General features: G+C 73.4%; 28 protein-coding genes. 15 read left to right on the top strand and 13 right to left on the bottom strand.

Features of this window, described 5'->3' with window-relative positions; genetic code table 11:
• Positions 1–51: 51 nt before the first annotated feature.
• The 4 genes from ACFW01_RS26500 to ACFW01_RS26485 all read right to left on the bottom strand — a co-directional run bounded on the left by ACFW01_RS26500 (position 52) and on the right by ACFW01_RS26485 (position 3,436).
• Complete coding sequence (locus ACFW01_RS26500; protein ID WP_234959859.1) at positions 52–1,191, bottom strand: SchA/CurD-like domain-containing protein; 1,140 nt, start codon at positions 1,189–1,191, stop codon at positions 52–54.
• Between the two features lie 133 nt (positions 1,192–1,324).
• Complete coding sequence (locus ACFW01_RS26495; protein WP_234959858.1) at positions 1,325–2,038, bottom strand: class F sortase; 714 nt, start codon at positions 2,036–2,038, stop codon at positions 1,325–1,327.
• Between the two features lie 112 nt (positions 2,039–2,150).
• Complete coding sequence (locus ACFW01_RS26490; RefSeq protein ID WP_234959857.1) at positions 2,151–2,705, bottom strand: hypothetical protein; 555 nt, start codon at positions 2,703–2,705, stop codon at positions 2,151–2,153.
• A gap of 263 nt (positions 2,706–2,968) precedes the next feature.
• Positions 2,969–3,436: an ATP-binding protein gene (locus ACFW01_RS26485; protein ID WP_384507251.1), complete on the bottom strand. Its 468-nt coding sequence runs from the start codon at positions 3,434–3,436 to the stop codon at positions 2,969–2,971.
• Between the two features lie 114 nt (positions 3,437–3,550).
• Between ACFW01_RS26485 and ACFW01_RS26480 the strand changes: the two genes are divergently transcribed.
• On the top strand, positions 3,551–4,522 hold the full coding sequence (locus tag ACFW01_RS26480) for a LysR family transcriptional regulator (protein WP_384507248.1): 972 nt from the start codon (positions 3,551–3,553) through the stop codon (positions 4,520–4,522).
• 4 nt (positions 4,523–4,526) lie between these two features.
• On the opposite strand, the gene pgm is transcribed toward ACFW01_RS26480, so the two are convergent.
• The 3 genes from pgm to ACFW01_RS26465 form a co-directional block, all read right to left on the bottom strand.
• Positions 4,527–6,167: a phosphoglucomutase (alpha-D-glucose-1,6-bisphosphate-dependent) gene (gene pgm, locus ACFW01_RS26475; RefSeq protein WP_384507245.1), complete on the bottom strand. Its 1,641-nt coding sequence runs from the start codon at positions 6,165–6,167 to the stop codon at positions 4,527–4,529.
• 103 nt (positions 6,168–6,270) lie between these two features.
• On the bottom strand, positions 6,271–6,699 hold the full coding sequence (locus tag ACFW01_RS26470; RefSeq protein ID WP_234959853.1) for a hypothetical protein: 429 nt from the start codon (positions 6,697–6,699) through the stop codon (positions 6,271–6,273).
• A 60-nt stretch (positions 6,700–6,759) separates the two neighbouring features.
• Entirely contained in the window at positions 6,760–7,695 is a 936-nt protein-coding gene (locus ACFW01_RS26465) for a LysR family transcriptional regulator (protein ID WP_234959852.1), read from the bottom strand.
• Between the two features lie 94 nt (positions 7,696–7,789).
• Here ACFW01_RS26465 and mdlC point away from each other — a divergent pair, with 94 nt between their 5' ends.
• The 3 genes from mdlC (at position 7,790) to ACFW01_RS26450 (ending at position 12,205) form a co-directional block, all read left to right on the top strand.
• Positions 7,790–9,370 carry a benzoylformate decarboxylase gene (gene mdlC, locus ACFW01_RS26460; RefSeq protein WP_234959851.1) on the top strand — a complete coding sequence of 527 codons (1,581 nt, stop codon included), beginning with the start codon at positions 7,790–7,792 and terminating at the stop codon, positions 9,368–9,370.
• A gap of 60 nt (positions 9,371–9,430) precedes the next feature.
• Positions 9,431–10,885, top strand: coding sequence for a benzaldehyde dehydrogenase (locus tag ACFW01_RS26455; protein ID WP_384507240.1), 1,455 nt, complete (start codon positions 9,431–9,433; stop codon positions 10,883–10,885).
• A gap of 66 nt (positions 10,886–10,951) precedes the next feature.
• The gene (locus ACFW01_RS26450; RefSeq protein WP_234959849.1) at positions 10,952–12,205 is read left to right on the top strand and encodes an aromatic acid/H+ symport family MFS transporter; all 1,254 of its coding nucleotides are present in this window, start codon (positions 10,952–10,954) and stop codon (positions 12,203–12,205) included.
• A gap of 75 nt (positions 12,206–12,280) precedes the next feature.
• Here the strand turns inward: ACFW01_RS26450 and ACFW01_RS26445 are convergent, their stop codons facing one another.
• Both ACFW01_RS26445 and ACFW01_RS26440 read right to left on the bottom strand, forming a co-directional pair.
• Positions 12,281–13,024, bottom strand: a complete 744-nt coding sequence (locus ACFW01_RS26445; RefSeq protein ID WP_234959848.1) for a PepSY domain-containing protein — start codon at positions 13,022–13,024, stop codon at positions 12,281–12,283.
• Positions 13,025–13,101: 77 nt separating this feature from the next.
• Positions 13,102–14,088, bottom strand: a complete 987-nt coding sequence (locus ACFW01_RS26440) for a LysR family transcriptional regulator (RefSeq protein WP_234959847.1) — start codon at positions 14,086–14,088, stop codon at positions 13,102–13,104.
• A 214-nt stretch (positions 14,089–14,302) separates the two neighbouring features.
• Between ACFW01_RS26440 and snpA the strand changes: the two genes are divergently transcribed.
• Positions 14,303–14,986, top strand: coding sequence for a snapalysin (gene snpA / locus ACFW01_RS26435; RefSeq protein ID WP_234959846.1), 684 nt, complete (start codon positions 14,303–14,305; stop codon positions 14,984–14,986).
• A 131-nt stretch (positions 14,987–15,117) separates the two neighbouring features.
• The gene (locus tag ACFW01_RS26430) at positions 15,118–15,378 is read left to right on the top strand and encodes a hypothetical protein (protein WP_234959845.1); all 261 of its coding nucleotides are present in this window, start codon (positions 15,118–15,120) and stop codon (positions 15,376–15,378) included.
• Between the two features lie 12 nt (positions 15,379–15,390).
• Here the strand turns inward: ACFW01_RS26430 and ACFW01_RS26425 are convergent, their stop codons facing one another.
• The gene (locus ACFW01_RS26425) at positions 15,391–16,074 is read right to left on the bottom strand and encodes an adenosylcobinamide amidohydrolase (protein WP_234959844.1); all 684 of its coding nucleotides are present in this window, start codon (positions 16,072–16,074) and stop codon (positions 15,391–15,393) included.
• Positions 16,075–16,265: 191 nt separating this feature from the next.
• Here ACFW01_RS26425 and ACFW01_RS26420 point away from each other — a divergent pair, with 191 nt between their 5' ends.
• Positions 16,266–16,616 carry a hypothetical protein gene (locus tag ACFW01_RS26420; protein ID WP_234959843.1) on the top strand — a complete coding sequence of 117 codons (351 nt, stop codon included), beginning with the start codon at positions 16,266–16,268 and terminating at the stop codon, positions 16,614–16,616.
• A gap of 47 nt (positions 16,617–16,663) precedes the next feature.
• On the opposite strand, the gene ACFW01_RS26415 is transcribed toward ACFW01_RS26420, so the two are convergent.
• Entirely contained in the window at positions 16,664–17,860 is a 1,197-nt protein-coding gene (locus tag ACFW01_RS26415; RefSeq protein ID WP_384507232.1) for a globin domain-containing protein, read from the bottom strand.
• A 72-nt stretch (positions 17,861–17,932) separates the two neighbouring features.
• Complete coding sequence (nsrR, locus tag ACFW01_RS26410; RefSeq protein WP_234959841.1) at positions 17,933–18,379, bottom strand: nitric oxide-sensing transcriptional repressor NsrR; 447 nt, start codon at positions 18,377–18,379, stop codon at positions 17,933–17,935.
• A 99-nt stretch (positions 18,380–18,478) separates the two neighbouring features.
• Here nsrR and ACFW01_RS26405 point away from each other — a divergent pair, with 99 nt between their 5' ends.
• On the top strand, positions 18,479–18,910 hold the full coding sequence (locus ACFW01_RS26405; protein WP_234959840.1) for a hypothetical protein: 432 nt from the start codon (positions 18,479–18,481) through the stop codon (positions 18,908–18,910).
• Positions 18,911–18,931: 21 nt separating this feature from the next.
• Here the strand turns inward: ACFW01_RS26405 and ACFW01_RS26400 are convergent, their stop codons facing one another.
• Positions 18,932–19,081, bottom strand: coding sequence for a hypothetical protein (locus ACFW01_RS26400; protein ID WP_234959839.1), 150 nt, complete (start codon positions 19,079–19,081; stop codon positions 18,932–18,934).
• Between the two features lie 97 nt (positions 19,082–19,178).
• On the opposite strand from ACFW01_RS26400, the gene ACFW01_RS26395 reads away from it, so the two are divergent.
• From ACFW01_RS26395 to ACFW01_RS26365, 7 genes are all read left to right on the top strand, one after another.
• Entirely contained in the window at positions 19,179–19,868 is a 690-nt protein-coding gene (locus tag ACFW01_RS26395; protein ID WP_234959838.1) for a GAF and ANTAR domain-containing protein, read from the top strand.
• Positions 19,869–20,033: 165 nt separating this feature from the next.
• Positions 20,034–22,061: an ATP-binding protein gene (locus ACFW01_RS26390; protein WP_384507225.1), complete on the top strand. Its 2,028-nt coding sequence runs from the start codon at positions 20,034–20,036 to the stop codon at positions 22,059–22,061.
• Positions 22,058–22,465: a roadblock/LC7 domain-containing protein gene (locus ACFW01_RS26385; RefSeq protein WP_122617730.1), complete on the top strand. Its 408-nt coding sequence runs from the start codon at positions 22,058–22,060 to the stop codon at positions 22,463–22,465. Before ACFW01_RS26390 ends, ACFW01_RS26385 begins: the two co-directional genes overlap by 4 nt.
• Positions 22,462–22,809 carry a DUF742 domain-containing protein gene (locus ACFW01_RS26380; protein ID WP_122617729.1) on the top strand — a complete coding sequence of 116 codons (348 nt, stop codon included), beginning with the start codon at positions 22,462–22,464 and terminating at the stop codon, positions 22,807–22,809. Before ACFW01_RS26385 ends, ACFW01_RS26380 begins: the two co-directional genes overlap by 4 nt.
• Positions 22,790–23,407 carry an ATP/GTP-binding protein gene (locus ACFW01_RS26375; protein WP_234959836.1) on the top strand — a complete coding sequence of 206 codons (618 nt, stop codon included), beginning with the start codon at positions 22,790–22,792 and terminating at the stop codon, positions 23,405–23,407. Before ACFW01_RS26380 ends, ACFW01_RS26375 begins: the two co-directional genes overlap by 20 nt.
• A complete protein-coding gene (locus ACFW01_RS26370; protein ID WP_234959835.1) occupies positions 23,404–24,636 on the top strand; it encodes a cytochrome P450 in 1,233 nt (410 codons plus the stop codon). The genes ACFW01_RS26375 and ACFW01_RS26370 overlap by 4 nt, the downstream gene beginning before the upstream one ends.
• Positions 24,633–25,856, top strand: coding sequence for a cytochrome P450 (locus ACFW01_RS26365; RefSeq protein WP_234959834.1), 1,224 nt, complete (start codon positions 24,633–24,635; stop codon positions 25,854–25,856). Before ACFW01_RS26370 ends, ACFW01_RS26365 begins: the two co-directional genes overlap by 4 nt.
• Positions 25,857–25,925 lie beyond the last annotated feature (69 nt).

The raw sequence follows: 25,925 nt of genomic DNA, 5'->3' as shown, positions 1-25,925 counted from the left end.
GGCATGTAGCGGTCCGGCGGCCGTCGCGTGTCCGCGGCGTCCGGCGCCGGTTCAGGCGTCGGGCGCGCGCCGGTCGGTGACCGGTTCCATCCGGGCGCCCTCCAGGGCCCGGACGAGTGCGTCGCCCGGCCGGTCCGGACCGTCCAGCAGGGTGGTCAGTTCGGTGACCGCGGCGGGGTCGGGGAGGCCGAGAGTGACCGCGGGGTCGCCGGACCGGAGGTCGCCGCGCACATCGACCAGCCGCACCACGATCTCGTCCCGCTGGAAGACGGTGCTGGACAGCACCGGGCTGCGCGGGTCGTCGGCCGCCGCCTCGTCGCGCTCGGCGAGGAGTTGCGCCAGCCGCATGCCCTGCCCCGGCCGGGCCGGGTACGACAGCGCGTGGCGCTGTGCCGCCGGGTCCCGCTCCGCCGCCGTCACGTGGTGCACGGCGGGCAGCGCCGCCCGCGTGTAGAACACCCGCGCGGACTCCGGATCGCCGAGATCCCGGTCCTGCTCCAGATAGGGGTTGAGGGCCTCCTCGACGGCCCGCACCTCGGGCTGCGCGGCCACGTGCCGCAGGGCCGCGAGCAGGTCGCCGCGCACCTCGATGGCCCGCACCACCCGGTTGCCGTGCAGGAACAGGGACGTACGGCACAGGCGCGTGGTGTCGTCGACGCGCGGCTCGGGCGAGGCGTAGTCGGCGAGGATCCCGGCGACCGTCTCCTCGCTGCCGGGCTTCACCGTGAAGGTGAGGGCGTGCCGGATCACGCCGTCACCGATCCGGGGCGCCGACTGGAGCCCGCCCCGGCCGGGTTCGGCGCCCGCCGCCGGCCGGCCGGTCTCGCGGACCACGTGGAAACGGAGCGACCGGGTGTGCCGGACGCATTTGTGCAGCGGCTTGACCATCCGCACGTGCTCCTCACTGCTCACCCAGTTCAGGAACGGCGGGGCGCTCTCCCACTCGCTGGTGATGAGCCACTGCGAGGGGTTCTCGATGGACTGGCACAACTGCTCGCCGATGTGCCCGGGGACGGACTCGACGTGGCTGCGCAGGTTCTCGTACGTCTCCAGGAACTGCTGCTGGGCCCCGTCGTAGACCTCCACCAGCAGGACCACCCGGAGGCGGGAGCCGTCGAACACGGACTGGGAGACCTGGTGCGACACCTGACGTGCCGACGGGTCGGAAGCAGGGGTGGTCGTGATGGTCATCCTGCGCACTCTCCTTCGCGGAGGCGGAACTGTACGTCGCGAGTGACGCTGCGACGCCGGCGTGTCTGACGATCTTCCGCCCGGCCCCGACGGCGCGCGACTCGTGTGCCCTGCGCGGGTGACCCGCGCGGGCTCAGGTGAGGTGGGCGAAGACGACCAGGTTGTCCGTGTAGTCCTTGGCCTTGCGGTCGTAGTCGCCCGCGCAGGTGATGAGCCGTACCTCGGGCCGGTCGGTGTCCCCGTACACACGCTTGCTGGGGAACTCGTCCTTGGCGAAGGTCTCCAGGCCGTCGACCTCGAAGGTCGCCTTGCGTCCGTCGGCCCGCCGGACGTGGAAGACGTCTCCCTCGTCCAGTTGGCCCAGGCGGGCGAAGACCGCGGCGGACGTCTTGGTGTCCACGTGCCCGGCGATGATCGAGGTGCCCCGCTCCCCGGGGGAGACGCCCTTGGCGTACCAGCCGACGAGGTTGGTGTCGGCGGCCGGCGGGGGCTCGAGCTGTCCGCCCGCGCCGATGGCGAGGTCGGTGAAGGGAGCGTCGACGGAGATCTCCGGGATCAGTAGCCGCACCGGCTTCGACCGGGGCAGCACCGGTCCGGCCGGGCGGGTGCGGGACGGGCCGGTCGCGGACTGCCCGGTCGCGGACGGGCCGGCCTTGGGCGAGGCCGACGCTGCGGGCTGGGCGGGCAGTGGGGGGCGGGACGAGTCGGTCGACGTGTCGTTGCCGCCGATCAGGCTGACCGCCAGGATCAGCAGGGCCACGCCGCACAGCACCATCAGGCCGGGGCGGGATCCCTGCCCGGTCGGCGGCTTCTCGTCGGCGGCGGGGGGCGGAGGAGGGACTGTCATCGAGGACCACCTCGGTAGGGCACGGCGGCAGGGCGGACACGGAGGGGGAAAGCGAGCCGGGCCGCCACGGGGTTCCTGGTGGCGGCCCGGCCGCTATCGCGCCCGGCACGGCTCAGGCCATTCCGTTGACCGACTTCTTGCGTCGGACGGCGTACAGGCCGGCGCCGGCCACGCCCAGGACGGCGAGGCCGCCCGCGGTGGTGGTCGGCGTGTCGAGGCCGCCGCCGCCCGTGTGCATACCGCCGCGCGGCTTCTCGTGGTCGCCGCCGCCCCAGGACTTCTCGCCCTCGTCCTGCTTGTACTCGGAGCCCTCGTCCTTCTTGGACTCGCCGCCGTCCCATTCGTTCACCGCGGTGAGCGCGCCGCCGCCGGTGTGCATACCGCCGTGCGGCTTCTCGTGCTTGCCGCCCTCCCAGGACTTCTCGCCGTCGTCCTTCTTGGACTCGCCGCCGTCCCAGCCGCCCTCGTTCACCGCGGTCAGCGCGCCGCCACCCGTGTGCATACCGCCGTGCGGCTTCTCGTGCTTGCTTCCGTTGTCGTGCTCCTTGCTGTAGGAAGAGTCGTCGTGGTCCCAGTCGCCCGCGGAGGCCGCGTAGGCGCCGGGGGCACCGAGGACGACGACGGCCGACGCGGCCGCCGTGGTCAGGAGCATGCGAGCAGAACGCATCTCTGGTTCCTTCCGTCACGGCCGGGCAGCTGGTGCTTCGTCAGCTGAGGTGACCCGGCCCCGACGTGAATCACCGTCAGCCAGCCGTCCGACTCGCACCACTCAAGGCGCTCAGCCGGGTGAACGCCGGACTCTCGCGAGGGCCTGCAGGAGCATGCAAAGCGCCCCGAGATCAGGGCAGTTGATGGACTTTCCGGACCCGGTGACACGACGTCACCCACCAGGGCTACTCCGCCGGTCCGACCCGCTCACCGGGCGGCGGCTCAGGAGGGGCGCCCGAGGGCGGTGCCGTTGAGGTCGTCGGTGAGCATCACCGCGGCCCGCATGCGCTTGCCGACGGGTTCCCGGTGCACCTCGAAGCTGTGGCACACGGCCATGACGATCTCCAGCCCGTGCCGGCCGACGCGGCCGGGGTCGGTGGCCTCGGCGACCGGCAGCACGGGTTCGCTGTCCCACACGGTGACCTCGACCAGGCCGTCGGCCAGCTCCAGGTCGACCAGCGAGGGGCCGGGCGCGTACTTGCAGGCGTTCGTCAGCAGCTCGCTGACCACGAGCTGCACCAGGTCCGCCGCGCGGTCGGACACCGCTCGGTCCTGCACGGCCCGCACCCGGGCGAGAAAACTCCGGGCCAGCTCGCGCCCCCGGGCGATGTCGCCGGGAATGCCCTCGTACTCCGCCGAAACCTTGACCGGCTCACTTCGCCGGTCCTCATGCCGGGCAGCCCCGTCCATCCGATCCGCCCTCTTCCTGAGCCTTGACCGCTACGCCAGCCCGTCTACCCAGGAAACGGTGAAACATCACCGGCCGCAGCGACCACAGGGTGGCAGCGGCGCCACGCTCGTACGATGGCCGTCGTGGATCTCAGCGCCGTACGCACCTTCGTCGCCGTCGCCGAGGCGGGGCAGTTCCAGGTCGCCGCCGCCCGGCTGGCCGTCACCCAGCAGGCCGTGTCCAAGCGGGTCGCCGCGCTGGAGAAGGACCTGGGGGTGACGTTGTTCACCCGGACCGCGCGGGGGGCCCGGCTCACGATCGACGGGCAGGCGTTCCTGCCGCACGCCCGGGCGCTGCTGGACGCCGAGGAGCGGGCCGTCGCCTCGGTGCGGCCGGGGCGCCGTCCGCTGCGGGTGGACGTGCTCGGCAGACGGGCCGCGACGGCCGGTCTGCTGCGCGACTTCCACCGCGCCCGTCCCGACGTCGACCTCGACGTGGTCACCCTCCCCGACGCGCCCACCGCCGTGGCCGCCATCGGGTCCGGGGCCATCGACGCGTCGTTCCGCTGCGTCACCATGCCGGGGCAGCGGCTGCCCGACGGCATCGAGGCCACGCCGGTCTTCGACGAGCCGCTGCAGCTGTTCACCGGGCCCGCCCACCCGTTCGCGACGGCACGGTCGGTGACCTCGGGGCAGCTCGCCGGGCAGCGCGTCTGGATGCCCGGGAACGTCCCGGGCACCGAGTGGTCGGCGTACTACGACGCGTTCGCGGCCGAGTTCGGGTTCACCGTGGACGCGATCGGCCCGAACTTCGGCGTCGAGGCCCTCCTGGACACGATCTCCGAGTCGTCGACGGTGTCGACCTTCCTCAGCGAGCACACGCCCCTGGTCTGGCCGGCCGGCCACGACCTGCGGCGCATCCCGGTGCGCGACCCGGCGCCGGTCTATCCGCACTGCCTGCTCAAGCACACCGACAACGCGCATCCGGGGCTGGCCGCGCTGCACGCGTACCTCGTCTCGCGCCCGTCCGTCCGGCTCGACACGGAGGTCTGGTCACCGGCCTGGGCCCTGCGCCGCGGGGCGCAGGGCGGAGCCGCCCGGAGGTGAGGTCTCAGCCGCCCAGGGCGCCGAGCACGACGAGCTTGGCCTCGTCCTGCACCTGCCGGAGGTGGTCGGCGCCGAGGAACGACTCCCCGTAGATCTTGTAGACGTCCTCGGTGCCGGAGGGGCGGGCCGCGAACCACGCGTTCTCGGTGGTCACCTTGATGCCGCCGATGGGCGCGCCGTTGCCCGGTGCCTCGGTGAGGACTGCGGTCACCGGCTCGCCGGCGAGGGTGTCGGCGGTGACCTCGGCCGGGGACAGCCGGGCCAGCCGGGCCTTCTCCTCGCGGGTGGCGGGGGCGTCGATGCGGGCGTAGGCCGGTTCGCCGAAGCGGGCGGTGAGCGCGGCGTAGTGCTCGGAGGGGCTCCGGCCGGTGACGGCGGTGATCTCGGAGGCGAGCAGCGCGAGGATGATGCCGTCCTTGTCGGTGGTCCACACCGAGCCGTCCCGGCGCAGGAAGGACGCCCCCGCGGACTCCTCCCCGCCGAAGCCGAGGGAGCCGTCGAGGAGACCGCCGACGAACCACTTGAAGCCCACCGGGACCTCGACCAGCCGCCGGCCGAGGTCGCCGGCGACCCGGTCGATCATGCCGGAGGAGACCAGTGTCTTGCCCACCCCCGCGTCGGCGGGCCACTCGGTGCGGTGGGCGTAGAGGTAGGCGATGGCGGTGGCGAGGTAGTGGTTGGGGTTCATCAGGCCGCCGTCGGGGGTGACGATGCCGTGCCGGTCGGCGTCGGCGTCGTTGCCCGTCGCGATGGCGAAGCGGTCGCGCTTCTCGATGAGGGAGGCCATCGCGTGGGGCGACGAGCAGTCCATGCGGATCCTGCCGTCCCAGTCCAGCGTCATGAACCGCCAGGTCGGGTCGGTCAGCGGATTGACCACGGTCAGGTCGAGGCGGTGGTGCTCGGCGATCCGGCCCCAGTACGCGACGGAGGCGCCGCCCAGCGGGTCGGCGCCGATCCGTACCCCGGCCGAGCGGATCGCGTCGAGGTCGAGGACGGCCGGCAGGTCGGAGACGTAGCGGTCGAGGAAGTCGTAGCGTCCGGTGCCGGGGGCGGCGAGCGCCCGGGCGTAGGGGATGCGCCGTACGTCCTTCAGGCCGGCCGCGATGATCTCGTTGGCCCGGTCCTGGATCCAGGAGGTGGCGTCCGAACCGGCCGGTCCGCCGTTCGGCGGGTTGTACTTGAAGCCGCCGTCGGCGGGCGGGTTGTGCGAGGGGGTGACGACCACGCCGTCCGCGAGGCCCGAGTCGCGGCCCCGGTTGTGGGTGAGGATGGCGTGCGACACCGCGGGGGTGGGGGTGTAGCCGTCCCCGGTGTCCACGAGGACCGTCACGTCGTTGGCGGCGAACACCTCGAGCGCGGTGACCCTGGCGGGCTCGGACAGGGCGTGGGTGTCGGCGCCAAGGAAGAGCGGACCGTCGGTGCCCTGTGCGGAGCGGTACTCGCAGATGGCCTGGCTGGTGGCGGCGATGTGGTCCTCGTTGAACGCCGTCGCGAGGGACGACCCCCGGTGCCCGGACGTGCCGAAGGCCACGCGCTGGGCGGGCTCCGACGGGTCCGGGTGCAGGGTGTAGTACGCCGTCACCAGCCGGGCGACGTCGATCAGGTCCTCGGGGCCGGCCGGCTTCCCGGCTCGGTCGTGCTGCATGCGCCCACTCCTCCGCATCGGTAGGGACTTCGCTCGCGGTCCCATCTTCCCCTGTCCGGGGAGCGGCGCCGTGCGTTCCGGCCGGGGCCGTCCGGTAAGGGCGTCAGATCCGGCCTCCGGTGAGACGGGTGAGGGGGCCCTGGGTGTGGCGGCCCGATCGCCGGCCCACCGCGTACGACGCCGCGCTCAGGGCGGTGATGCCGGCGCCGACGCCCGCCGCGACGAGCTTGCGGTGGGCGATGACCGTCCAGGCGGTCTTCGCGCCGGCCGCGACCTGGCCCGAGGTGGTGATGACGGCCTGACGGCCCGCCTCGACACCCTTGGCGGCCGTCTGCACGGCACCGTTCGCGGCCTGGGCGGAACGCTGGGCACCGGCCTTGGCGGCCGACGCGGCGTCACCCGCCTTGTCGGCGGCGGCGTGTGTCGCCCGGGAGGCCGGGGCGGTCGCCTTCTTGGCGGCGCTCTCGGCCTTGGCCTCGGCGGTCCGCGTAGTGGTGGGCTTCTTGTTCGTGTCCTTGTTCGGATCGCTCATGGACACCGCTTTGCCCCTCACCGCGAGCGCAAACACCCGCAGTTCGCGCGGCCCGTGGTCTCAGCTTGCGGCGGTGGGCGGCAGTTGGGCCGGGCTCACCTGTTCACCCAGTACCTCCGCCATGAACTGGACGAGCCAACGCTGCGCGGGAGCGCGTGAGGACTCGTGCCGCGCGTACAGGGCGATCTCGATCGGCTCGGTCTCGAACGGCAGGCGCACCAGGCGCACCCGGTGCGAGGCGGTGAAGACCTCGCCGACGAACTCGGGGACAATGGCGACGAGATCGGTCTGCTCCAGCAGGTAGGGCAGCATCGAGAAGCGGGTGGCGTCCACGGCGACCCGTTCCAGGAGTCCGTGCGCGGCCAGCACCGCCCGGGGCGCGACGTGCCCGCTCGGCCCGAACACCGTCGCGTGGTGCTCGGCGGCGAGGTCGGCCAGCGTGGCCGCGTCGCCCCGGATGCGCGGATGGTCCGCGGCGACCATGAGGACGTAGCGCTCCCGGAAGAGCGGGACCCGCACGGTCAGGTGCGAGGTGATCACCGGGGTGGCCACGAACACGTCGAGGTCGCCGCGGCGCAGCTGGCTCTCGGCGTCCTCCACGTCGAAGGGCCGGACGGTGAACGACACGCCCGGCGCCCGCTCGCGCGCGGCGGCGAGGAGCCTCGGCAGCAGCGTCGCCTCGCCGAGGTCGGACAACGCGATGGTGAAGCGCCCGGACATGGTGGCGGGGTCGAACACGTCGCCCTGCCGGACCGTCCCGTCGATCTCCGCCAGGGCTCGCTGGAGCGGCTCGTACAGCCGCCGGGCGCCGGCCGTGGGCGTCAGTCCGCGCCCGTTGCGGCGGAACAGCTCGTCGTCGAAGTGGCGCCGGAGCTTGCCCAGGCTGTAGCTGACGGTGGGCTGCGTGACGTGGAGCGTCTCGGCGGTGGCCGTGACGCTGCCGGTCTCGTACAGGAGCACGAAGACCCGGGCGAGGTTGAGATCGAAGGTGCCCATATCGATGGACTCTATATCGTGGCACCGAAACATCTATTGGTGCCCATGTCGCGGGGTGCCTAGCGTGTCGGACGTCACTTCGAAAGGAACGTCCGTGTCATCCGTGCGTCGTGTCTCCCACGATTTCCTGGAGCGCCAGGGACTCACCACCGTCTTCGGCAATCCGGGCTCCAACGAGCTGCCCTTCCTCGCCGGACTTCCCGACGGTTTCCGCTACGTCCTCGGTCTGCACGAGGGCGCCGTCGTCGGGATGGCCGACGGGTACGCCCAGGCGACCGGACGGCCGGTCCTGGTCAACCTGCACGCCGCCTCCGGTTCCGGCAACGCGATGGGCGCGCTGACGAACGCGGTGGCCGCGCGCACCCCCCTGGTGGTAGTGGCCGGCCAGCAGGTCAGGCCCGCGATCGGCCCGGAGGCCAACCTGGCCAGCGTCGACGCCCCCGCCCTGATGAAGCCGCTGGTGGGCTGGGCGGCGGAACCGGCGTGCGCCGAGGACGTGCCGCGCGCCCTCGCCCAGGCCGTCTTCGAGGCGCGGCTCCAGCGGCGGCCGACCTACCTCTCGGTGCCGTACGACGACTGGTCGGCCGAGGCCGGCGACAACGCGAAGGCGGTGCTGGACCGGAGGGTCGAGCTGGCCGCCGTGCCCGCCGCCGGGCAGGGTCACCGGCTCGTCGAGCGGGTCGCCGCCGCCCGGCGCCCCGCCCTCGTGCTGGGCGGCGACATCGACTCCGACGGCCTGTTCGACGACGCGGTCCGGCTGGCCGAGCGTCTTGGCGCTCCGGTCTGGGCGGCCCCCTCGCTGTTCCGGCTGCCCTTTCCCAACCGGCACCCGCAGTTCCAGGGGGTGCTGCCCGCCGGGATCGCGCCGGTCTCGGCGGCGTTCGAGGGCCACGACCTCGTGCTCGTGCTGGGCGCGCCGGTCTTCCGCTACCACGAGCACGTCCCCGGCGCCTACCTTCCCGAGGGCACCCGGCTGATCCAGGTGACCGGGGACGCGTCGGCCGCCGCGCGGGCGCCGATGGGCGAGGCCCTGGTCGCCGACCCCTCGGCCGTCGTCGACCTGCTCCTGAAGTCGCTGGACGCACCCGCGAGGCCCGCGGCGCCCTACCGGCCGGCGCCCGCACCGCTCACCGCCGAGGGTCCCGGTCTCCACCCCGAGCAGGTCTTCGCCGCCCTGCGCGACGAACTGCCCGAGGACACGGCGTACGTCGTCGAGTCGACGTCGACCAACGCGGCCTGGTGGCGCCAGATGGATCTGCGCCGGCCCGGCTCCTACTACTTCCCGGCAGCCGGCGGCCTCGGCTTCGGCCTGCCCGGCGCGGTGGGGGTCGCGATGGCCCGGCCCGACCGCCCGGTCGTGGCGGTGGTCGGCGACGGCTCGGCCAACTACGGCATCACCGCCCTGTGGACGGCGGCCCAGCACCGGGTTCCGCTGACCGTCGTGCTGCTGCGCAACGGCACGTACGGGGCGCTGCGCTGGTTCGGCGGGCTGCTCGGCGTGCCGGACGCCCCCGGCCTCGACATCCCGGGGCTGGACTTCACGCGTATCGCCGAGGGCTACGGCGTCGCCGCCCGGCACGTCGAGGACGCCGATGAGCTGCGCGCCGTCCTCGCCGAACCGGCGGCCGGGCCCCGGCTGATCCAGGTGGACACGGCGCTCACCACGCCCTCCTGACCGCACCGGCGTTCCGGGCATCCCGAGAACGCGCACGAAGAGCACGAGGAAAGGGACACGATGACACTCCTGGACAGCGACGTCTGGGGCCGGAAGTTCTACAGCGACGGCTGGCAGGACTCCCCGGTCGGGCATCCGGTGACCGAGCCGGCCACCGGCGACCGGCTCGGCACGGTCGGGCTGGCCACGGCCGAGGACGTGGGCCGTGCCGCCACCCGGGCCGCCGAGGCCCAGCGCGCCTGGGCGGCGACCGAACCGCAGGAGCGGGCCGCCGTGCTGCGGCGCGCGGGTGAGCTGTTCACCGAGCACGCCGCCGAGATCGAGGACTGGCTGGTGCGCGAGGGCGGCTCGGTGCGGTCCAAGGCCGCCTTCGAGGTGGGGCTCGCCATCGGCGAGTGCTTCGAGTGCGCGGGTCTGCCGACGCACCCGCAGGGCGAGGTGCTCACCTCACAGGAGGCCCGCTGGTCGCTCGCCCGCCGCCGCCCGGCCGGTGTCGTGAGCGTGATCGCGCCCTTCAACTTCCCGCTCATCCTGGGGCTGCGATCCGTCGCGCCGGCGCTGGCCCTGGGCAACGCCGTGCTGCTCAAGCCCGACCCTCGGACCGCGGTCGGCGGCGGCGTGGTCATCGCCCGGATCTTCGAGGAGGCCGGGCTGCCCGCCGGTGTCCTGCACCTGCTGCCCGGCGACGGCGAGGTCGGACAGGCGGTCGTCGAGGCGCCGGAGGTGCGGGTCGTCTCCTTCACCGGCTCCACACCGGTCGGGCGGGCGATCGGTGAGCGGGCCGGGCGGCTGCTGAAGCGGGCCCACCTGGAACTCGGCGGGAACAACGCGCTGGTCGTGCTGCCCGGCGCGGACGTGCCGAAGGCGGCCTCGGCGGGCGCGTTCGGGTCCTACCTGCACCAGGGGCAGATCTGCATGACGACCGGCCGGCACATCGTGCACGAGTCGCTGGTGGAGGAGTACACCGCCGCGCTCGCCGCGAAGGCCGACGCCCTGCCGGTCGGCGACCCGGCCCGCGAGGACGTGGCGCTCGGCCCGCTGATCGACCGCCGTCAGCTGGAGCGGGTGCACGGCATCGTCACCGACAGCGTCGCGGCCGGCGCGAAGGTCGCCGCGGGCGGCGAGACCGACGGCGCCGGTTACCGCGCCACCGTCCTCACGGGTCTGACGACCGACATGCCCGCGTGGCGCGAGGAGATCTTCGGCCCCGTCGCGCCGGTCATCGCCTTCTCCACGCTGGAGGAGGCCGCGCGCATCGTCAACGACTGCGAGTTCGGGCTGTCGGTCGGCATCCTCGGCGACGTCGGTACGGCGATGAAGCTGGCCGACCGGATCGACTCCGGCAAGGTGCACATCAACGAGCAGACCGTGAGCGACGAGCCCAACGCCCCCTTCGGCGGGGTCAAGTCCTCGGGCACCGGCTCCCGTTTCGGCGGCGCCGCGGCCAACGTCGAGGCGTTCACGGAGACCCAGTGGGTGACGGTCCGCCCGGACATCGCCGACTACCCGTTCTGATCCGCCGGCCGCCCCGGCCGTTCCGGCTCCGCTCACTCACACCCGTCCCCCGGGGGGAGAGTCACCATGGCTTCCGCCACCACGTCCGACGCGCCCGCACAGGCCGGCCGCGCCGGCAACAGCTCCTGGACGGTGGTCCTCTGCTGGATCACCGTCCTGCTGGAGGGTTACGACCTCGTCGTCCTCGGCGCCATCATCCCCACCCTGCTCAAGACCCATCACCTCGGCATGACCGCGGGCGACGCGACCACCATCGCGACGCTGTCGCTCGTCGGCGTCGCCATCGGCGCGGTCTGCGTCGGTCCGCTGGCCGACCGGCTGGGGCGCCGCCGGCTGCTCATCGGCTCGGTCGTGCTCTTCTCGGTCCTCACCGTCGTGGTGCCGCTGGCGGACTCCGTCGCGATGTTCGCCGCGCTGCGCCTCCTCGCCGGTCTGGGCCTGGGCGCCTGCATGCCGGTCTCGCTGACGATGATGGCCGAACACATGCCCGCCGGCCGCCGGGCGCGGGCCAGCACCCTGACGATGACCGGCTACCACACCGGTGCGGTGATCACCTCGTTGCTGGCCCTCCAGGTGGCCGACGACTGGGAGATCCTCTTCTACCTGCTCGGCGTCGTCGGCCTCGTGATCGCCGTCGTCCAGTGGTTCAAGCTGCCGGAGTCGGAGGCGTTCGTCCGGGCCAAGCAGGACGGGGCCCGGCGGCTGTCCTTCACCGAGCTGCTCAAACCGGCCTACCTGCGGGCCGGCGTCGGCATCTGGGTCGCGTCGTTCATGGGCCTGCTGCTGGTCTACGGCCTCAACACCTGGCTGCCGAAGCTGATGAACGACGCCGGCTACCCCGTGCCGACCGCCGTCACCCAGCTCCTCGTGCTCAATGTCGGCGGCGTCGTCGGCCTGGTCCTCGGCGGGTTCGTCGCGGACCGGCGGGGCATCAAGGGCACCACCATGGTCTGGTTCGCGGTCTCGGTGGTGATGCTGGGGTGTCTGAGCATCCGCATGGAGAGCGACCTGATGCTCAACGTCGTCGTCTTCCTCACCGGCGTGTTCGTCTTCTCGGCCATGGTGCTCGTCTACGCCTACGTGACGAGCTTCTACCCGGCGTCCGTGCGGAGCACCGCGCTCGGTTCCGCGTCCGGGATCGGCCGGATCGGCTCGATCGTGGGCCCGTCGATCACCGGCGCGCTGGTCGCCTCGGGGATCGGTCACCCGTGGGGCTTCTACTTCTTCGCCGCGGTCGCGGTCCTCGGCTTCCTGGCCGTCATGACGCTGCCCCGCGTCCGGGGGAACGACCCGGCTCAGGACGCCGCGCCCGCGGGGTGACGGTGCACGGCACACGCGACGGGAGCAGCGGGTCAGGTGACCCGCTGCTCCCGTCGGCGTCCGGTGCACGGTCGCTCAGTCGGTGTCGGCGTTCTCGCGCAGGACCTCGCCGTTCGCCGCGTCGACGTCGACGGTGGTCTTGTCCCAGGTGTCCGTGGACACCACGTCGACGGCCCAGATGACCTGCTGGTTGTCGTTTTCGCCCAGTTCGACGTGGGTGACGGTGCCCTCGGCCGCGCCGGTGGCCGCCTCGACCGCCTGCTGCGGCGACTGCTTGGCCTGGCCCAGCCAGTCGGCCGTCTGCTGCTTGTCGTCGGCGTCCTGGTCCGGGTCGGCCTGGATGCGGAAGACTTTGCCGCTGACCGCGTCGATGTCGACGCGGTGCACGGTGCCGTCGGTCTCGGCGACCTTGGCCTCCCATTCCGGCGCGCCCTGACTGGGCGCCGGGTTCGGCATGCTGGGGCTCGGGGAACCGGTCGGCGATGCGGTGGCGTCGGCCTCGGTGCGCTTGAGTTCGAGGTCCACGAGCTTGCCCTCGGGAACCTCCTTGACAGCGGTGTCGGCGGCCTTGTCCCAGGTGACCTTGGCCGCGGAGACGAGGTCCCTCCGCTCGGTCTGGTCCTCGTTCAGCGAGGGAGACCCGGTGGGGGACGCGGTGGGGGACGCGGTCGCGGTCGGAGACGTGGTCTGGGCCGCCTCCGCGACGCTCGAACGTGTCGTATCGGCGTTCGTACAGGCGGTCAGCAGCAGAACGGAGGTGCCCAGGGCACCCATCACGGCCAGCGAACGCAGCGGCGGAAGTCGTCGTGCAGAGCTCATGATGCTCTCGGTAACCACTCCGTCACTCGGACACACCGGGCCCGTAGGAAAATCACTCCATCGGCCGGATCGCGGGCTCAGCGGGCCCGGACGAACTCGACCCGGTCGGCGCCGCCCCCGCTCAGCGGGCGCCGGGGCAGCATCCGGACCCCCGCGCCCTCCAGCCACTCCCGGTACGCGGTGGACTGGCGGGCCACCTCCCAGTACGCCTCCTCCAGCGCCGGGAAGACCGCGTCCAGCTCGGCCCGGGTGCGCGCGGCCAGCAGCAGGCGTACGCCGATGGGGTCGCCGGAAAGGCGCCGCACCGCCATGTCGGGACGGGACTGGGAGCTGGGCTGGCAGACGGTCACGACCTCGCCGGTGGCGACGAGGGATGCGGCGGTGTGGTAGTCCCCGTGCAGGACACGGGGGTTGAGGCCGACGGCGCGCAGCATGCGGTGCACACCGTCCCACTCGCCGTCGACGGTGGGGTCGACCATCCAGCGGTCGTCGGCCAGATCGGCGAGGCTGACGACCGGGCGGGTGGCCGCGGGGTGGTCGGCGGGCAACATGACGAACTGGGGTTCGCGCTCGACGAGGACGCGCAGGCGCAGGCCCTCGGGGACGTGCAGGGCGCTGCCCTCGACCTCGTGCACGAAGGCGACGTCGAGCTGTCCCTCGGTCACCCGGCGCAGCAGTGCGTTGGCGGAGACGTCCATCTGGAGGGTGGGCTCAAGGCCCGGGCGTCTGAGCCGGCGCAGCCAGCCGGCCAGGGCGCGGCTGGCGGTGGAGCCGACCCGCAGCCTGCTGTCGCCGCCGGCCGCGGCGGCGCGGGCCTCCCGGACCAGGGTGCTCATGTCGGTCAGCAGCGGACGGGCCCGGCCGAGGACGGAGCGGCCGAGCGGGGTCGGGCGGCAGCCGGTGCGTTCGCGGACGAACAGGGGCCCGCCCAGGGCCTGTTCGATGCGGCTCAACTGGGTGCTCAACGTGGGCTGGCTGACGCCGAGTTGACGCGCCGCCCGGTGCAGGCTGCCGGCGTCGGCGATGGCGCACAGCGCGCGTAGGTGCCTCACCTCGAGCTCCATGCTGGGAGCGTAGGGCGGAACAGTTGGTTGCGCCAGGTGAACAAAACGCGGCGGATCAGGGCGAGTTCTGCACTCCGGCCCAAGCCGCGCCCACCTCGCGGTGAACGGTGATAGCCCGGGCCTATCACCGGTTGCCATCATCACAGCGGGCTCATGGGCGCTCCACACTCACCGGTGACGACTTCTCCCCACTCCCCCACTCTAGGAGTCATCGATGCGCATCAGCATGCCCCTTCTGTCCACCGCGGCCGGTCTCGGCCTGACGGCGGCCCTGCTCGGTACCGCTCCCGCCGCGACGGCTGCCACTCCCCAGGAGCCGTCGCACGCCGCTCACCTGGGCTTCGAGCCCTCGGCCGGCGCGGGCGAGGACGCGGCGGCGAACCGGGCGTTCTTCGAAGCGGTCATCAAGTCCGTGGCCGAGAAGCGCGCCGCCAGTCCGTCGTCGGCGGCTGCCGTCACCGTCTACTACAGCGCCGCCAACGCACCGAGCTTCCGCTCGCAGATATCCCGTTCCACCCAGATCTGGAACGGCTCGGTGTCCAACGTGCGCCTCGCGGAGAGAAGTTCCGGCGCCGACTTCGCGTACTACGAGGGCAACGACTCGCGCGGCTCGTACGCCTCGACGGACGGTCACGGCAACGGGTACATCTTCCTCGACTACCGGCAGAACCAGCAGTACGACTCGACGCGGGTGACCGCGCACGAGACCGGGCATGTGCTCGGCCTGCCGGACCACTACTCGGGGCCGTGCAGCGAGCTGATGTCCGGCGGCGGCCCCGGCCCGTCGTGCACCAACGCCTACCCGAACGCCGCCGAGCGCAGCCGGGTGAACCAGCTGTGGGTCAACGGCTTCAAGGCGGCCCTCGACAAGGCGCTGGAGAAGACCTCCGCGCGCTGACGGCCCGATGACACACGCGGGGGCGGCCCGGCCGGGGCCGCCCCCGACGTGCGCGTGTGCCGGCCCGCTTGCCCAACCCCATCGCGGGTAACCGGAGTTCACATCCCTACGACCTCCGTGAGGAGTCCGCCATGGACGAGCGGCAGACGCCCGCCGACACCGATCTCGGCGACCTGGAACCGGGCACACGGCAGCGCGCCCAGTTGCGCACCCGCCTGTCCGACATCGCCTGGACCGCGCTGTGCGTCGTGCTCGCCCTGTGGGCGGTGTGGACCGTCGTCGATCTCGCCCGGGGCGCGACCGCGTGGGCGTACAGCGCCGTGGCCTGGGTGCTGCTGGCCGCGGCGCTGGTCCTGCGGACGATGGCGATGCGGCGCAGGACGTCGTTGTAGCGGGGCGCGTGCTCAGCCGGGGGCGGGCAGGGCCGCGCCCACGGCCCGGTGGACGGCGCGGGCCAGCCGGGCGCCCCATTCGGAACGGGGACCGGCGAAGGAGTGCGTGCCCTCGGCGCCGCGCGGCGCGCGGGCGGCGACGCACACGGCGTCGGTGGGGGTGCCCGAGCAGTCGAGTCCCGCGTCCAGCAGCGCCTGCACCTTGGCCTCGGTCGCCGTCATCACCGCGTTCACCAGTGCGGCGTCGCTCAGCGCGACCGGCACCGCGGCGACGATGTTGATCGTCCCGGGCGGGGCGGCGGCGGGCGCGCCCTCCTCGGGCGAGGCCGCCCAGCCGCGTACCGAGATTCCGGCGGTCACGACGGCTTCGGCCCCGCCGTCGCGCGCGCGGGCGAAGGCGGACACGTCGGCGGCCGTCATCAGCCCCACTCCGGGCCCCCGGGCGCCGGCGGCGCGGGCGAGGCGCGTCAGGTGGCGGGCGGGGTCGGTGCGCCGGTACCCGTGGGCGACCTGGGCGTTGAGCACCCACGCGCGCTCGGCGATCCCGCCGCCCAGCACGGCGCTGCTGGCCATCCGCCAGCCGGGGCCCGGACGCCAGAGCAGGGCGTGCAGCCGTTGGCCGTCCTCCAGCCGCGTCAGGTGCTCCGGGGCCGGCAGGCGGTGCCCGGTGCGGGGCGGGGGCAGCAGGGCGGGCACGGGTCGGGGCTCCTCGGGGTGGGCGGCGGGGTTCGGGCGGACCGGAGGATCGTACTCAGTGGCGGTGCGCCCGCGGTGGTGCCGGGTGCGCCGCCGGGGTGCGCCGTGGTCCCGGGGGTGCGTTGCGGACCCGGTGCCGGGGACCTTCACTGAACACAACTTCGCCACCAGGCGACGGATCGGAGGCCGCGATGCTGTCCCACACCCTGGAGCATGGGGTCCTGGTCATCACGGTGGACCGGGACCCGGGTATCGACGGGCGGGCCACGCTGACCACGCACATCACCAACCTGGTCGACGCCCATCAGCCGACCCCCGTCGTCATCGTGCTGACCGACGGGGCCGACGGCCACGCGGCGGTCAGTGCCGTGCGCCGGGCCCATCAGTGGTGCGGCCGGCTCGGTGTCCTGATGTCCGTGGTCACCCACAGCGCGCCGGTCCGGCGGCTGCTGGAGAACAACGCGGACACCTCCGGCACCCGACTGGTGGTGCACGCCCGCGTCGACACCGCGATCACGACCGCGTTCACCGCTGCGGCCTAACGTCCGCGCGCGATTCCGCCGTCCCGGTGCGCGTCGGGCGGCGCCCGCTACGAGCGTCCGCGCCAGAGGTCGGGCCCGAAGACCTCGTAATGGACGGCCTCGGCTGGCACGCCCCGGCGCAGCAGGTCGCCGCGGACGGCGCGCATGAACGGCACCGGGCCGCACAGGTGGGCCGTGAGCCCCGGGGGCAGTCCGACTCCGGTGAGGTCGACGAGACCGGCCGTCGCCTCCGGTGCCGCCTCACCGGGCTCCTCGTAGAACAGGTGCAGCCGGGCGTCGGGCAGCGCGCGGACCAGGTCGCGCTGTTCTTGCCGGTGGGCGTGGTGGGCGGGGGCGCGGTCGGCGTGCACGACGGTGACCGGCCGGGTGGCGCCGGTGGCGGCCAGGTGGTCGAGCATGGCCAGCACGGGGGTGACGCCGATGCCGGCGGAGGCGAGCAGCAGCGGTCCGTCGTCCTCCGCGAGGGCGAGGTCGCCGAAGGGTGCGGAGACGGTGAGTACGTCGCCCTCGCGGGCGTGCGCGTGCAGCCAGGAGGAGACCTCGCCGTCGGGCCGCCCGTCGCCGTGCACGTGTTTGACGGTGATGCGCAGGCCGGTGCGGCCGGGGGCGGCGGAGAGGCTGTACTGGCGGATCTGGTGGGAGCCGTCGGGCAGTTCGGAGCGGACGCTGACGTACTGACCCGGGCGGAAGGGAGCCGCTGGGCGTTCGTCGGCGGGCCGCAGGACGAGGCTGAGCGCGTCGGTGCTCTCCTCGCGCCGTTCGGTGATCTCCATCCGGCGCCACACGTCGCCCTCGGCCACGCCCGCCTCCGCGTAGAGACGGGCCTCGACGGCCATCAGCGCGTTGGCCATCAGCCAGTAGACCTCGTCCCAGGCGGCGGCGACCTCGGGGGTCACGGCGTCCCCGAGGACGTCGCCGATCGCGGCGAACAGATGGCGGTGGACGGTCTTGTACTGGTCGGAGGTGATGCCGAGGGAGGCGTGCTTGTGCGCGATCCGGGACAGCATGACGTCGGGCCGGGCGTCGGGCCTCTCCAGCAGCAGGCCGGCGAAGGCGGCGATGGAGCCGGCCAGGGCCCGCTGCTGCTCCCCGCCCGCCTGGTTGCCGCGGTTGAACAGGTCCCGGAGCAGCTCGGGGTGGGCGTCGAACAGCTTCCGGTAGAACAGCTCGGCGATGTCGCCGATGGCCGCCCGGACGGCGGGCAGGGTCGCGCGGACCACGGGGACGGACTGTTCGGAGAGCACGGCGGCTCCTTAATTGGTAGATGATATTCGTGTTTTAGGTCACGGGTACGCGCCGCCGCGGGCGCGCGCCCGTCAGCCCGAGGGGCGGTCCGAGAGGCCGACGAGCACCGGGCCGGTGGGCGAGGCCACCAGGTCGGCGACGGTCAGTGGGTCGAGCGCGGCGTAGAACGCCTCCTGGGCGTCGCGCAGCGCGGCTCGCAGCCGGCAGGCCGACCGCAGCGGGCACGGCGGGTCGCCTTCGCAGGCGACGACTTCACCGTCCCCTTCGAGCTCCCGCACCAGCCGGCCGACCGAGGCGTCGCGCCCCGCGCCGGTCAGCGCCAGGCCGCCGCCGCGACCGCGCCGCGCCTCGACCACTCCGAGGTGCTGGAGCCGGGTGACGGCCTTCGCCGCGTGCGTGTACGGCACGCCCATCGCGTCGGCCACCTCGCGGGTGGTCAGCGGGTCGTCACCGTCTCTCACGACCGCCAGGCGCATGACGGAACGCAGCGCCAGGTCGGTGAACTTCGTCAGCCGCACGGCCGTGACGCTATCAAATACGCATAATGGATTCGTGTTTATTGACGGCTATGGCCCTGTGGCACGCGTCACGGGGCACGGAAGGCGCGGTGACCGCTGATGGCAGGGCACGAAGAAGGCTCCCCCGCACCGGCACCCGGCCCTCCCCTCCCCCGGGTCCTGTGCGACACCGCGCGGCTGCTGCCGCCCGGCGACGAGGCGGCCGCCGGCGCCCTGTGGCGACTGGCGGAACCCGGGCGGCAACTCGACGCCAACGTCGTCCGCCTCCCCGGGGCCGGGCGGGTCGGCACGCACACCGAACCGGACCTCGACGTCCTGCTGCTCGTCCTGGACGGCGCGGCCTCCCTGGCCGGCGCCGACGGCGACCACCCCCTGCAACCGGGCGTCCTGACCTGGCTGCCCCACGGTTCGGCCCGGGGTGTCGTCGCCGGCCCGGACGGGGTGACGTACCTGACCGTGCACCGGCGCCGTCCCGGCATGCGCGTGCAGCCGCCGGGCGCCGCCGACCGGCTCCGGCCCGGCGGAGACTGACCCCGGGCCGGCCGCACGGGCTCAGGCCCCGGCGCGCAGTTCCGTCAGCGACCGCGCGGTCAGGGGGCGGGGGGCGTCGTCCGGGTCGACGAGGACGACGGTGCAGGTGGCGGCACGGGCCCGGGCCTCGGCCGCGCGCCGGGCCCGGGCACGCCTGAGCGCATGATGCATTTAGATGTAATGTGAATCAAGATGCATGGGGGCCCACTTCCACTGTTGTTTCCCCGCTCCGAGGGCACTCGCTCCGGGAAGCGAGGGAGGTACCGGCATGGACTGGCGCGGTTTCGCGCAGCAGATGGCGTCCTTGGCGCGTGATCTGCTGGCCCAGGAATCGGTGAACGACACCCTGGAGCGGATCACCGGCTCGGCCACGGAACTGGTGGACGGCTGCGACGCCGCGGGCATCCTCCTGCTGAGCGGGCGCCGGGTGCGGTCGCTCGCCCCCACCGACCAGGTGGTCGAGGAGAGCGACGCGCTCCAGGAACGTATGGGTGAGGGCCCGTGCTTCGACGCCGCGCGCACCACGGACGGGCAGCGGCAGTACCGGATCGCCGACTTCCGTGACGAGGCGCGACGCTGGCCCAAGTACGTCCCCGAGGCCCGCAGGCTGAACCTCGGCAGCATGATGGGTTTCCTGCTGTTCACCAAGGACGAGGACCTCGGGGCGCTGAACCTCTACTCCTACCGGCCCGGCGCCTTCACCGAGGCCGACGAGACGGCGGGCTGGCTGCTGGCCTCGCACGCGGCGGTCGCCTTCTCCACCGCCCGTACGCACGCCCAGCTCCAGGAGGCCATCGGCACCCGGCACACCATCGGCGAGGCCATGGGCATCCTCATGGGCAGCCACCGCCTCACCGAGGAGCAGGCCTTCGCCACACTGCGCCGGTACTCGCAGGACAACAACGTCAAACTGCGCGATCTCGCGGCCCGGGTCTGCGAGTCGGGGAGCCTGCCCTGAGCGTCGCGTGCACGCATGAGCAAAGATTGACCGACTTCCTCTCGTTTCGATCACGAACTCTCGTATAGTGATCGTCCGTTGAGTGGCGTGTGACTACCTCCTGCTCGCACGCGCCCCGTTGGACGACACGAGGGCCGCTCCGGCGGCCTGGCGAGGACCCGATTGATGACCGCGCCCGCCCGCCCCGGCGACCGACCCGCTCCCCGCACCCTGGTGGCCGTGGCCCTGCCCTGCGCCGTGGTGTCGGCGCTCGCCGTCGGCGGCGCCGTCGCCGCCGCGCCCTCCTCGGTACGCCTTCCGCTCGGCCTGGGCGCGAGCGCGGCGGCGATCCTGCTCTGTGTCGCCGTGACGGTGGCCGTGCACGCCGTCCGTCGGGAACGGGCCACGCGCCACCTGCTGGACGCCGCCCGCGCGGAGGCGGGAGCCCTGGCCCAGGAGCGCGGACAGCTGTCCGAGCGCGCCCGGCGGGAGCGGGAACGACTTCGGGCGGAGGCCGACCGCGAGCAGGCCGACCTCCTCGCCCGGGCCGACCGTGAACGCAGCGGCCTGCTGGACGGTTTCGACCGCGAGCGGGAACAACTCGCCGCCGGTTTCGAGCAGGAGCGGATCCGGCTGACCGAGCAGCACGCGCAGGAGGTCGCACGGCTCACCGAGGAGACCGGCCGGCTGCGGTCGCGGCTGGACCGGGCGCGCGGCGAACGTGCCGCCGCCGTCTCCGCGACCGCCAACGCGGCCGGCCGGATGCAGGCGCTGGCCACCGGGATGCTCGCGGACCTGCGCGCCATGGAGGAGCGGCACGGTGACGAGGACGTCCTCGCCGACCTGCTCCACCTCGACCACCGCACCGCGCAGGCGGGCCGGCTCGCGGACTCCGTCGCCGTCCTCACGGGGGCGCGCTCCGGACGCCGTTGGGCGCGGCCCATCGGCATGGAGTCCATTCTCCGCGGCGCCATGGGACGTATCGCCGGGTACCAGCGGGTGCGGGTGCACTCCGCCAGTGACGCCGCGGTCGCCGGGCACGCCGCCGAGGGCGTCATGCACGCCCTGGCCGAACTCCTCGACAACGCGGCGAACTTCTCGCCGCCGACCGCCGAGGTCCACGTGTACGTGGAGGCGGTGCCGGCCGGGGCGATCGTCTCCGTGGAGGACAGCGGTCTCGTGATGGGCGACGTGCAGCTGCGCCGGGCCCAGCAGGCGGTGGCCGGCGAGGCCGCCGGCCTCGGTGGTCTGACCGGCACCCGGCTCGGCCTCGCGGTCGTGGGCCGGCTGTCGGCCAAGTACGGCCTGAAGGTGTCCTTCCGGCCGTCGGCGCGCGGTGGCACGGGTGTGCTGATGCTCATCCCCCAGGACATTCTGAGCGGCCCCGGCGCCGCTTCCGACGGTCCGCCGGCTCCGCCGGTGCCGGCCCCGGCCGAGTGGCCGCGCGGCTCCGCGCCGGCCGCGACCGCCGACGCTCCCGCGCGGGACCCGGCTCCGGGGGCGGCCTCGGCCGAGGCCACGCCCCACCCGGAGGCCGGGGCCGCGTCGGCCGCGCCCGGACGGGGGACCGGGTCCGCCCCGGTCGTGCCCGACCCGGGGACGGGGACCGCCCCCGGGTGGGCCGACCCGACGGCCGGCGCCCCCCGCGCCGTGCCCGGCCTGAAGCCGGGGACCAACCCCGCCGTGTCCGATCCGACGACCGGCGCCTCCCCCGCCATCCCCGCCCCGGAATCCGGTTCCACCCCCGCCGTGTCCGATCCGACGACCGGCACCACCCGCGCCGTGCCCGACTCGGAGCCGGGGGCCACCCTCGCCACCCCCGCCCCGGAATCCGGTCCCGCCCCCGCCCCCTCCGAACCGCCGCCCACCCACGGCCTGGCGGACTCGGGGCAGGACGACGGGATCGCCGGGCTGCCCAAACGCCGCCGGGGCAGGACCCTCGCCGCGGCCGAACGTGCCCGGTCCACCGCCCGGGCCGCCGAACCGCGCCCCGCACCGGCCGCCGACGACGCGAAGGTGCGCGCGGCCCGCTTCAGCAGTTTCCGCCAGGCCGTGCGCTCCGCCGACACCGGCGCCTCGCGGACCGGCAACACCCCGATGCCCGACGGCACCGGCTCCCCGCGGAGTGCGGCCGCCCCACCCGCACCGGACGAGACCACCCCCGACCACCCCTCCCACTCCCACGCGCACCCGGAAGGCGACACCACTTCATGACCGGCTCGACCACCGCCGACGAGAAGCTCACCTGGCTCATCGAGGGCCTGCTGGAGCGCACGCCGGGCGCGCGGCACGCGCTCGTGCTCTCCCGCGACGGCCTCAAGCTGTGCCGCACCCCGGAACTCTCCGTCGACCAGGCCGATCAGCTGGCCGCGATCGCCGCCGGCATCCAGTCGCTCTCCCAAGGCGCCTCCGTGGAGTTCGGCGACGGCAGCGGCGGGGTGCGCTCGGCCATGACCGAGTTCTACGGCGGGATCCTGTTCATCGTCGAGGCCGGCGAGGGCGCGCACCTCGCCGTGATCACCGCGGAGGACGCGGACGCGGGGCTGGTCGGACACAACATGAGCGAGCTGATCGAGCAGCTCGGGGAGCACCTCACCGCGCAGCCCCGTACGTCATGAGCCGCCCCGGCAGGGACGACTCCCCCGACCGGCTGTACACCGTCACCCAGGGGCGCAGCCGGTCCGCCTCCGACAACCCCTTCGACCTGGTCACCCTGGTGGTCGCGGAGTGCGAGCCGACGCGCGGCATGCAGTCGGAGCACTCGGCGATCCTGCGGCTGGCCCAGGCGCCCACGGCCGTCGTGGAGATCGCCGCCGAACTGCGGCTGCCCGTGAGCATCACCAAGATCCTGCTCTCCGACCTGCACGCCGCGGGCCGGGTGAGCGCCCGCCATCCGTACACGGCAGCCGTCCCCGATCCCGACATCCTGGAGCAGGTGCTCGTTGGACTCCGCAATCTCTGACGCCCGCACCCCGCTGGGTGCGTCCGCCGACAACGGCCTCAAGATCGTGGTCGTGGGCGGGTTCGGCGTCGGCAAGACGACCCTGGTCCGCTCGGTCAGCGAGATACGTCCCCTCAACACCGAGGAGACGATGACGCAGGCCGGCGAGACGGTCGACGACATCAGCGAGGTGCGCGGCAAGACCGCGACGACCGTCGCCTTCGACTTCGGCCGCATCAGCCTCGACGCGCGCAACGTGCTGTACCTGTTCGGCGCGCCCGGCCAGGAGCGGTTCTGGTTCCTGTGGGACCGGCTGTTCTCCGGCACGCTCGGCGCGGTGGTCCTCGTCGACACCCGGCGCATCGACGACTCCTGGTACGCCATCGACCGGCTGGAGCACCACGGCACGCCGTTCATCGTCGCCTGCAACGACTTCGGCGGCCCGCGGCACTCGCCCGAGTCGGTGCGCGAGGCACTGGACCTGGACCCGGGGGTGCCGCTGGTGTTCTGCGACGCCCGGTCCCGCGAGTCCAGCAAGCAGGTACTGATCGCGCTGGTCGAGCACCTGAGGACCCGTTACGCCGGCCATGCCGCCCCGCCCCGACAGGAGTTCGTGTGAGCACCGACGCCACCGACGCCGTACCGCTCAGCGGCCCCCGCTTCCAGACCGAGCCCGCGCAGCTGTACCGGCAGATGCGGCGCGACCACGGTGCCGTCACACCGGTGCTGCTGGACGGGGACGTCCCGGCCTGGCTGGTGGTCGGCTACCGCGAGCTGCACCAGGTGACCGGCGATCCGGTGCTGTTCAGCCGGGACTCGGAGCTGTGGAACCAGTGGGAGAACATCCCGGAGGACTGGCCGCTGCTCCCGATGATCGGCCGCAGGCAGCCGTCGATCCTCTACACGGTCGGCGAGCGGCACCGGGAGCGCGCGGCCATGATCAGCGACGCGCTGGAGGCCGTCGACCCGCACGTCCTGCGCGGCCACGCCGAGCGGTTCGCCGACGAACTCGTCGACCGGCTCTGCGCCAAGGGCGAGGCCGACCTGGTCGCGGACTACGCCATGCTGCTGCCGGTGCGGGTCCTGGCCCGGCTGTACGGCTTCTCCGACGAGCAGGGACCGGCCCTGGTCACCGCCCTCAACGACATGATCGACGGCCGGGAGCGGGCCATCGCGGGCCAGACGCACCTCGGGACGTCGATGGCGCGGCTCCTCGCCGACCGGAAGGCGGCGCCCGCCGACGACGTCGCCTCCCGGATGCTGGCCGACGACAGCGGCTTCACCGAGGAGGAGGTCGCCCAGGACCTGATGGTGATGATGGCCGCGGGCCACCAGCCGACGGCGGACTGGATCGGCAACTCGCTGCGCCTGATGCTCACCGACGAGCGGTTCGCGGCCTCGCTGTTCGGCGGCCGCAACAGCGTCGCCGAGGCGATGAACGAGGTGCTGTGGGAGGACACCCCCACGCAGAACGTGGCCGGCCGCTGGGCCTCCCGCGACACCCGGCTCGGCGACCGCCGGATCCGCGCCGGCGACCTGGTGCTGCTCGGCCTCCAGGGCGCCAACTCCGACCCGCAGGTGCGCACCGACGGCTCCGCCCTCACCGGCGGCAACAACGCGCACTTCTCCTTCGGCCACGGCGAGCACCGCTGCCCCTTCCCCGCGCAGGAGGTCGCCGAGGTCATCGCGCGCACGGGCATCGAGGTCGTCCTCGACCGGCTGCCGGACATCGACCTGGCGGTGCCCGCCGCGTCCCTCACCCGTCGCCCCTCGCCCTGGCTGCGGGGGCTGACCGAGTTGCCCGTGCGGTTCACCCCGACCACTGCCCTGGGAGGCACGTCAGCATGACGACCGGCACCGAAGAAGCCCGCATACCGCTGGACCCGTTCGTCACCGACCTCGACGGCGAGGGCGCGCGGCTGCGCGCGGCCGGACCTCTCGCCGCCGTGGAGCTTCCGGGCGGCGTCCCCGTCTGGGCGGTCACGCACCACGCGGAGGCCAAGTCCCTGCTGACGGACCCCCGGCTGGTCAAGGACATCAACGTGTGGGGCGCCTGGCAGCGCGGGGAGATCCCCGCCGACTGGCCGCTGATCGGGCTGGCCAACCCCGGCCGTTCGATGCTCACGGTGGACGGCGCGGAGCACCGGCGGCTGCGGATGCTCGTGGCCCAGGCGCTCACGGTGCGCCGGGTGGAGCACATGCGGGAGCGGATCACGGAGCTGACCGGGCGGCTGCTCGACGACTTCCCCGCGGACGGTGGCGTGGTCGACCTCAAGGCGGTCTTCGCCTACCCGCTGCCCATGTACGTCGTCGCCGATCTGATGGGCATCGAGGAGGCGCGCCTGCCGCGTCTGAAGGTGCTGTTCGAGAAGTTCTTCTCCACTCAGACACCGCCCGAGGAGGTCCTCGCGACCCTCACCGAGCTGGCCTCGATCATGGCGGAGACGGTCGCCGCGAAACGGGCCGCGCCCGGCGACGACCTGACCAGCGCGCTGATCCAGGCGTCCGAGAACGGCGACCACCTCACCGACGAGGAGATCGTCTCCACGCTCCAGCTGATGGTGGCCGCCGGCCACGAGACCACCATCTCGCTGATCGTGAACTCGGTGGTCAACCTGTCCACCCATCCCGAGCAGCGGGACCTGGTGCTCTCCGGGAAGGCGGACTGGTCGGCGGTGATCGAGGAGACGCTGCGCTGGTCGACCCCGACCTCGCACGTCCTGATCCGCTTCGCGACCGAGGACGTGCCGGTCGGCGACCGGGTGCTCCCCGCCGGGGACGCGCTGATCGTGTCGTACGGCGCGCTGGGCCGGGACGAGCGGGCGCACGGTCCGACGGCCGGGGCGTTCGATATCACCCGCACGTCGGAGAACCGGCACATCTCGTTCGGGCACGGCCCGCACGTGTGCCCCGGCGCCGCCCTGTCCCGGCTGGAGGCCGGCGTGGCGCTCCCCGCCCTCTACGCCCGCTACCCGGATCTGGACCTCGCGGTGCCCGCCGCCGAACTGCGCAACAAGCCGGTGGTCACGCAGAACGACCTGTTCGAGCTGCCGGTCAAGCTGGCCTGACGCACTCGACGGCCCGCGGGGCGTTTGCTTCCCGCCCCGCGGGCAACTCCGACATTCCGGACGTCGACC

The sequence above is a fragment of the Streptomyces sp. NPDC058985 genome (assembly GCF_042740985.1).
Classification (GTDB): domain Bacteria; phylum Actinomycetota; class Actinomycetes; order Streptomycetales; family Streptomycetaceae; genus Streptomyces.
This window is presented reverse-complemented; position numbering and strand designations above follow the sequence as displayed.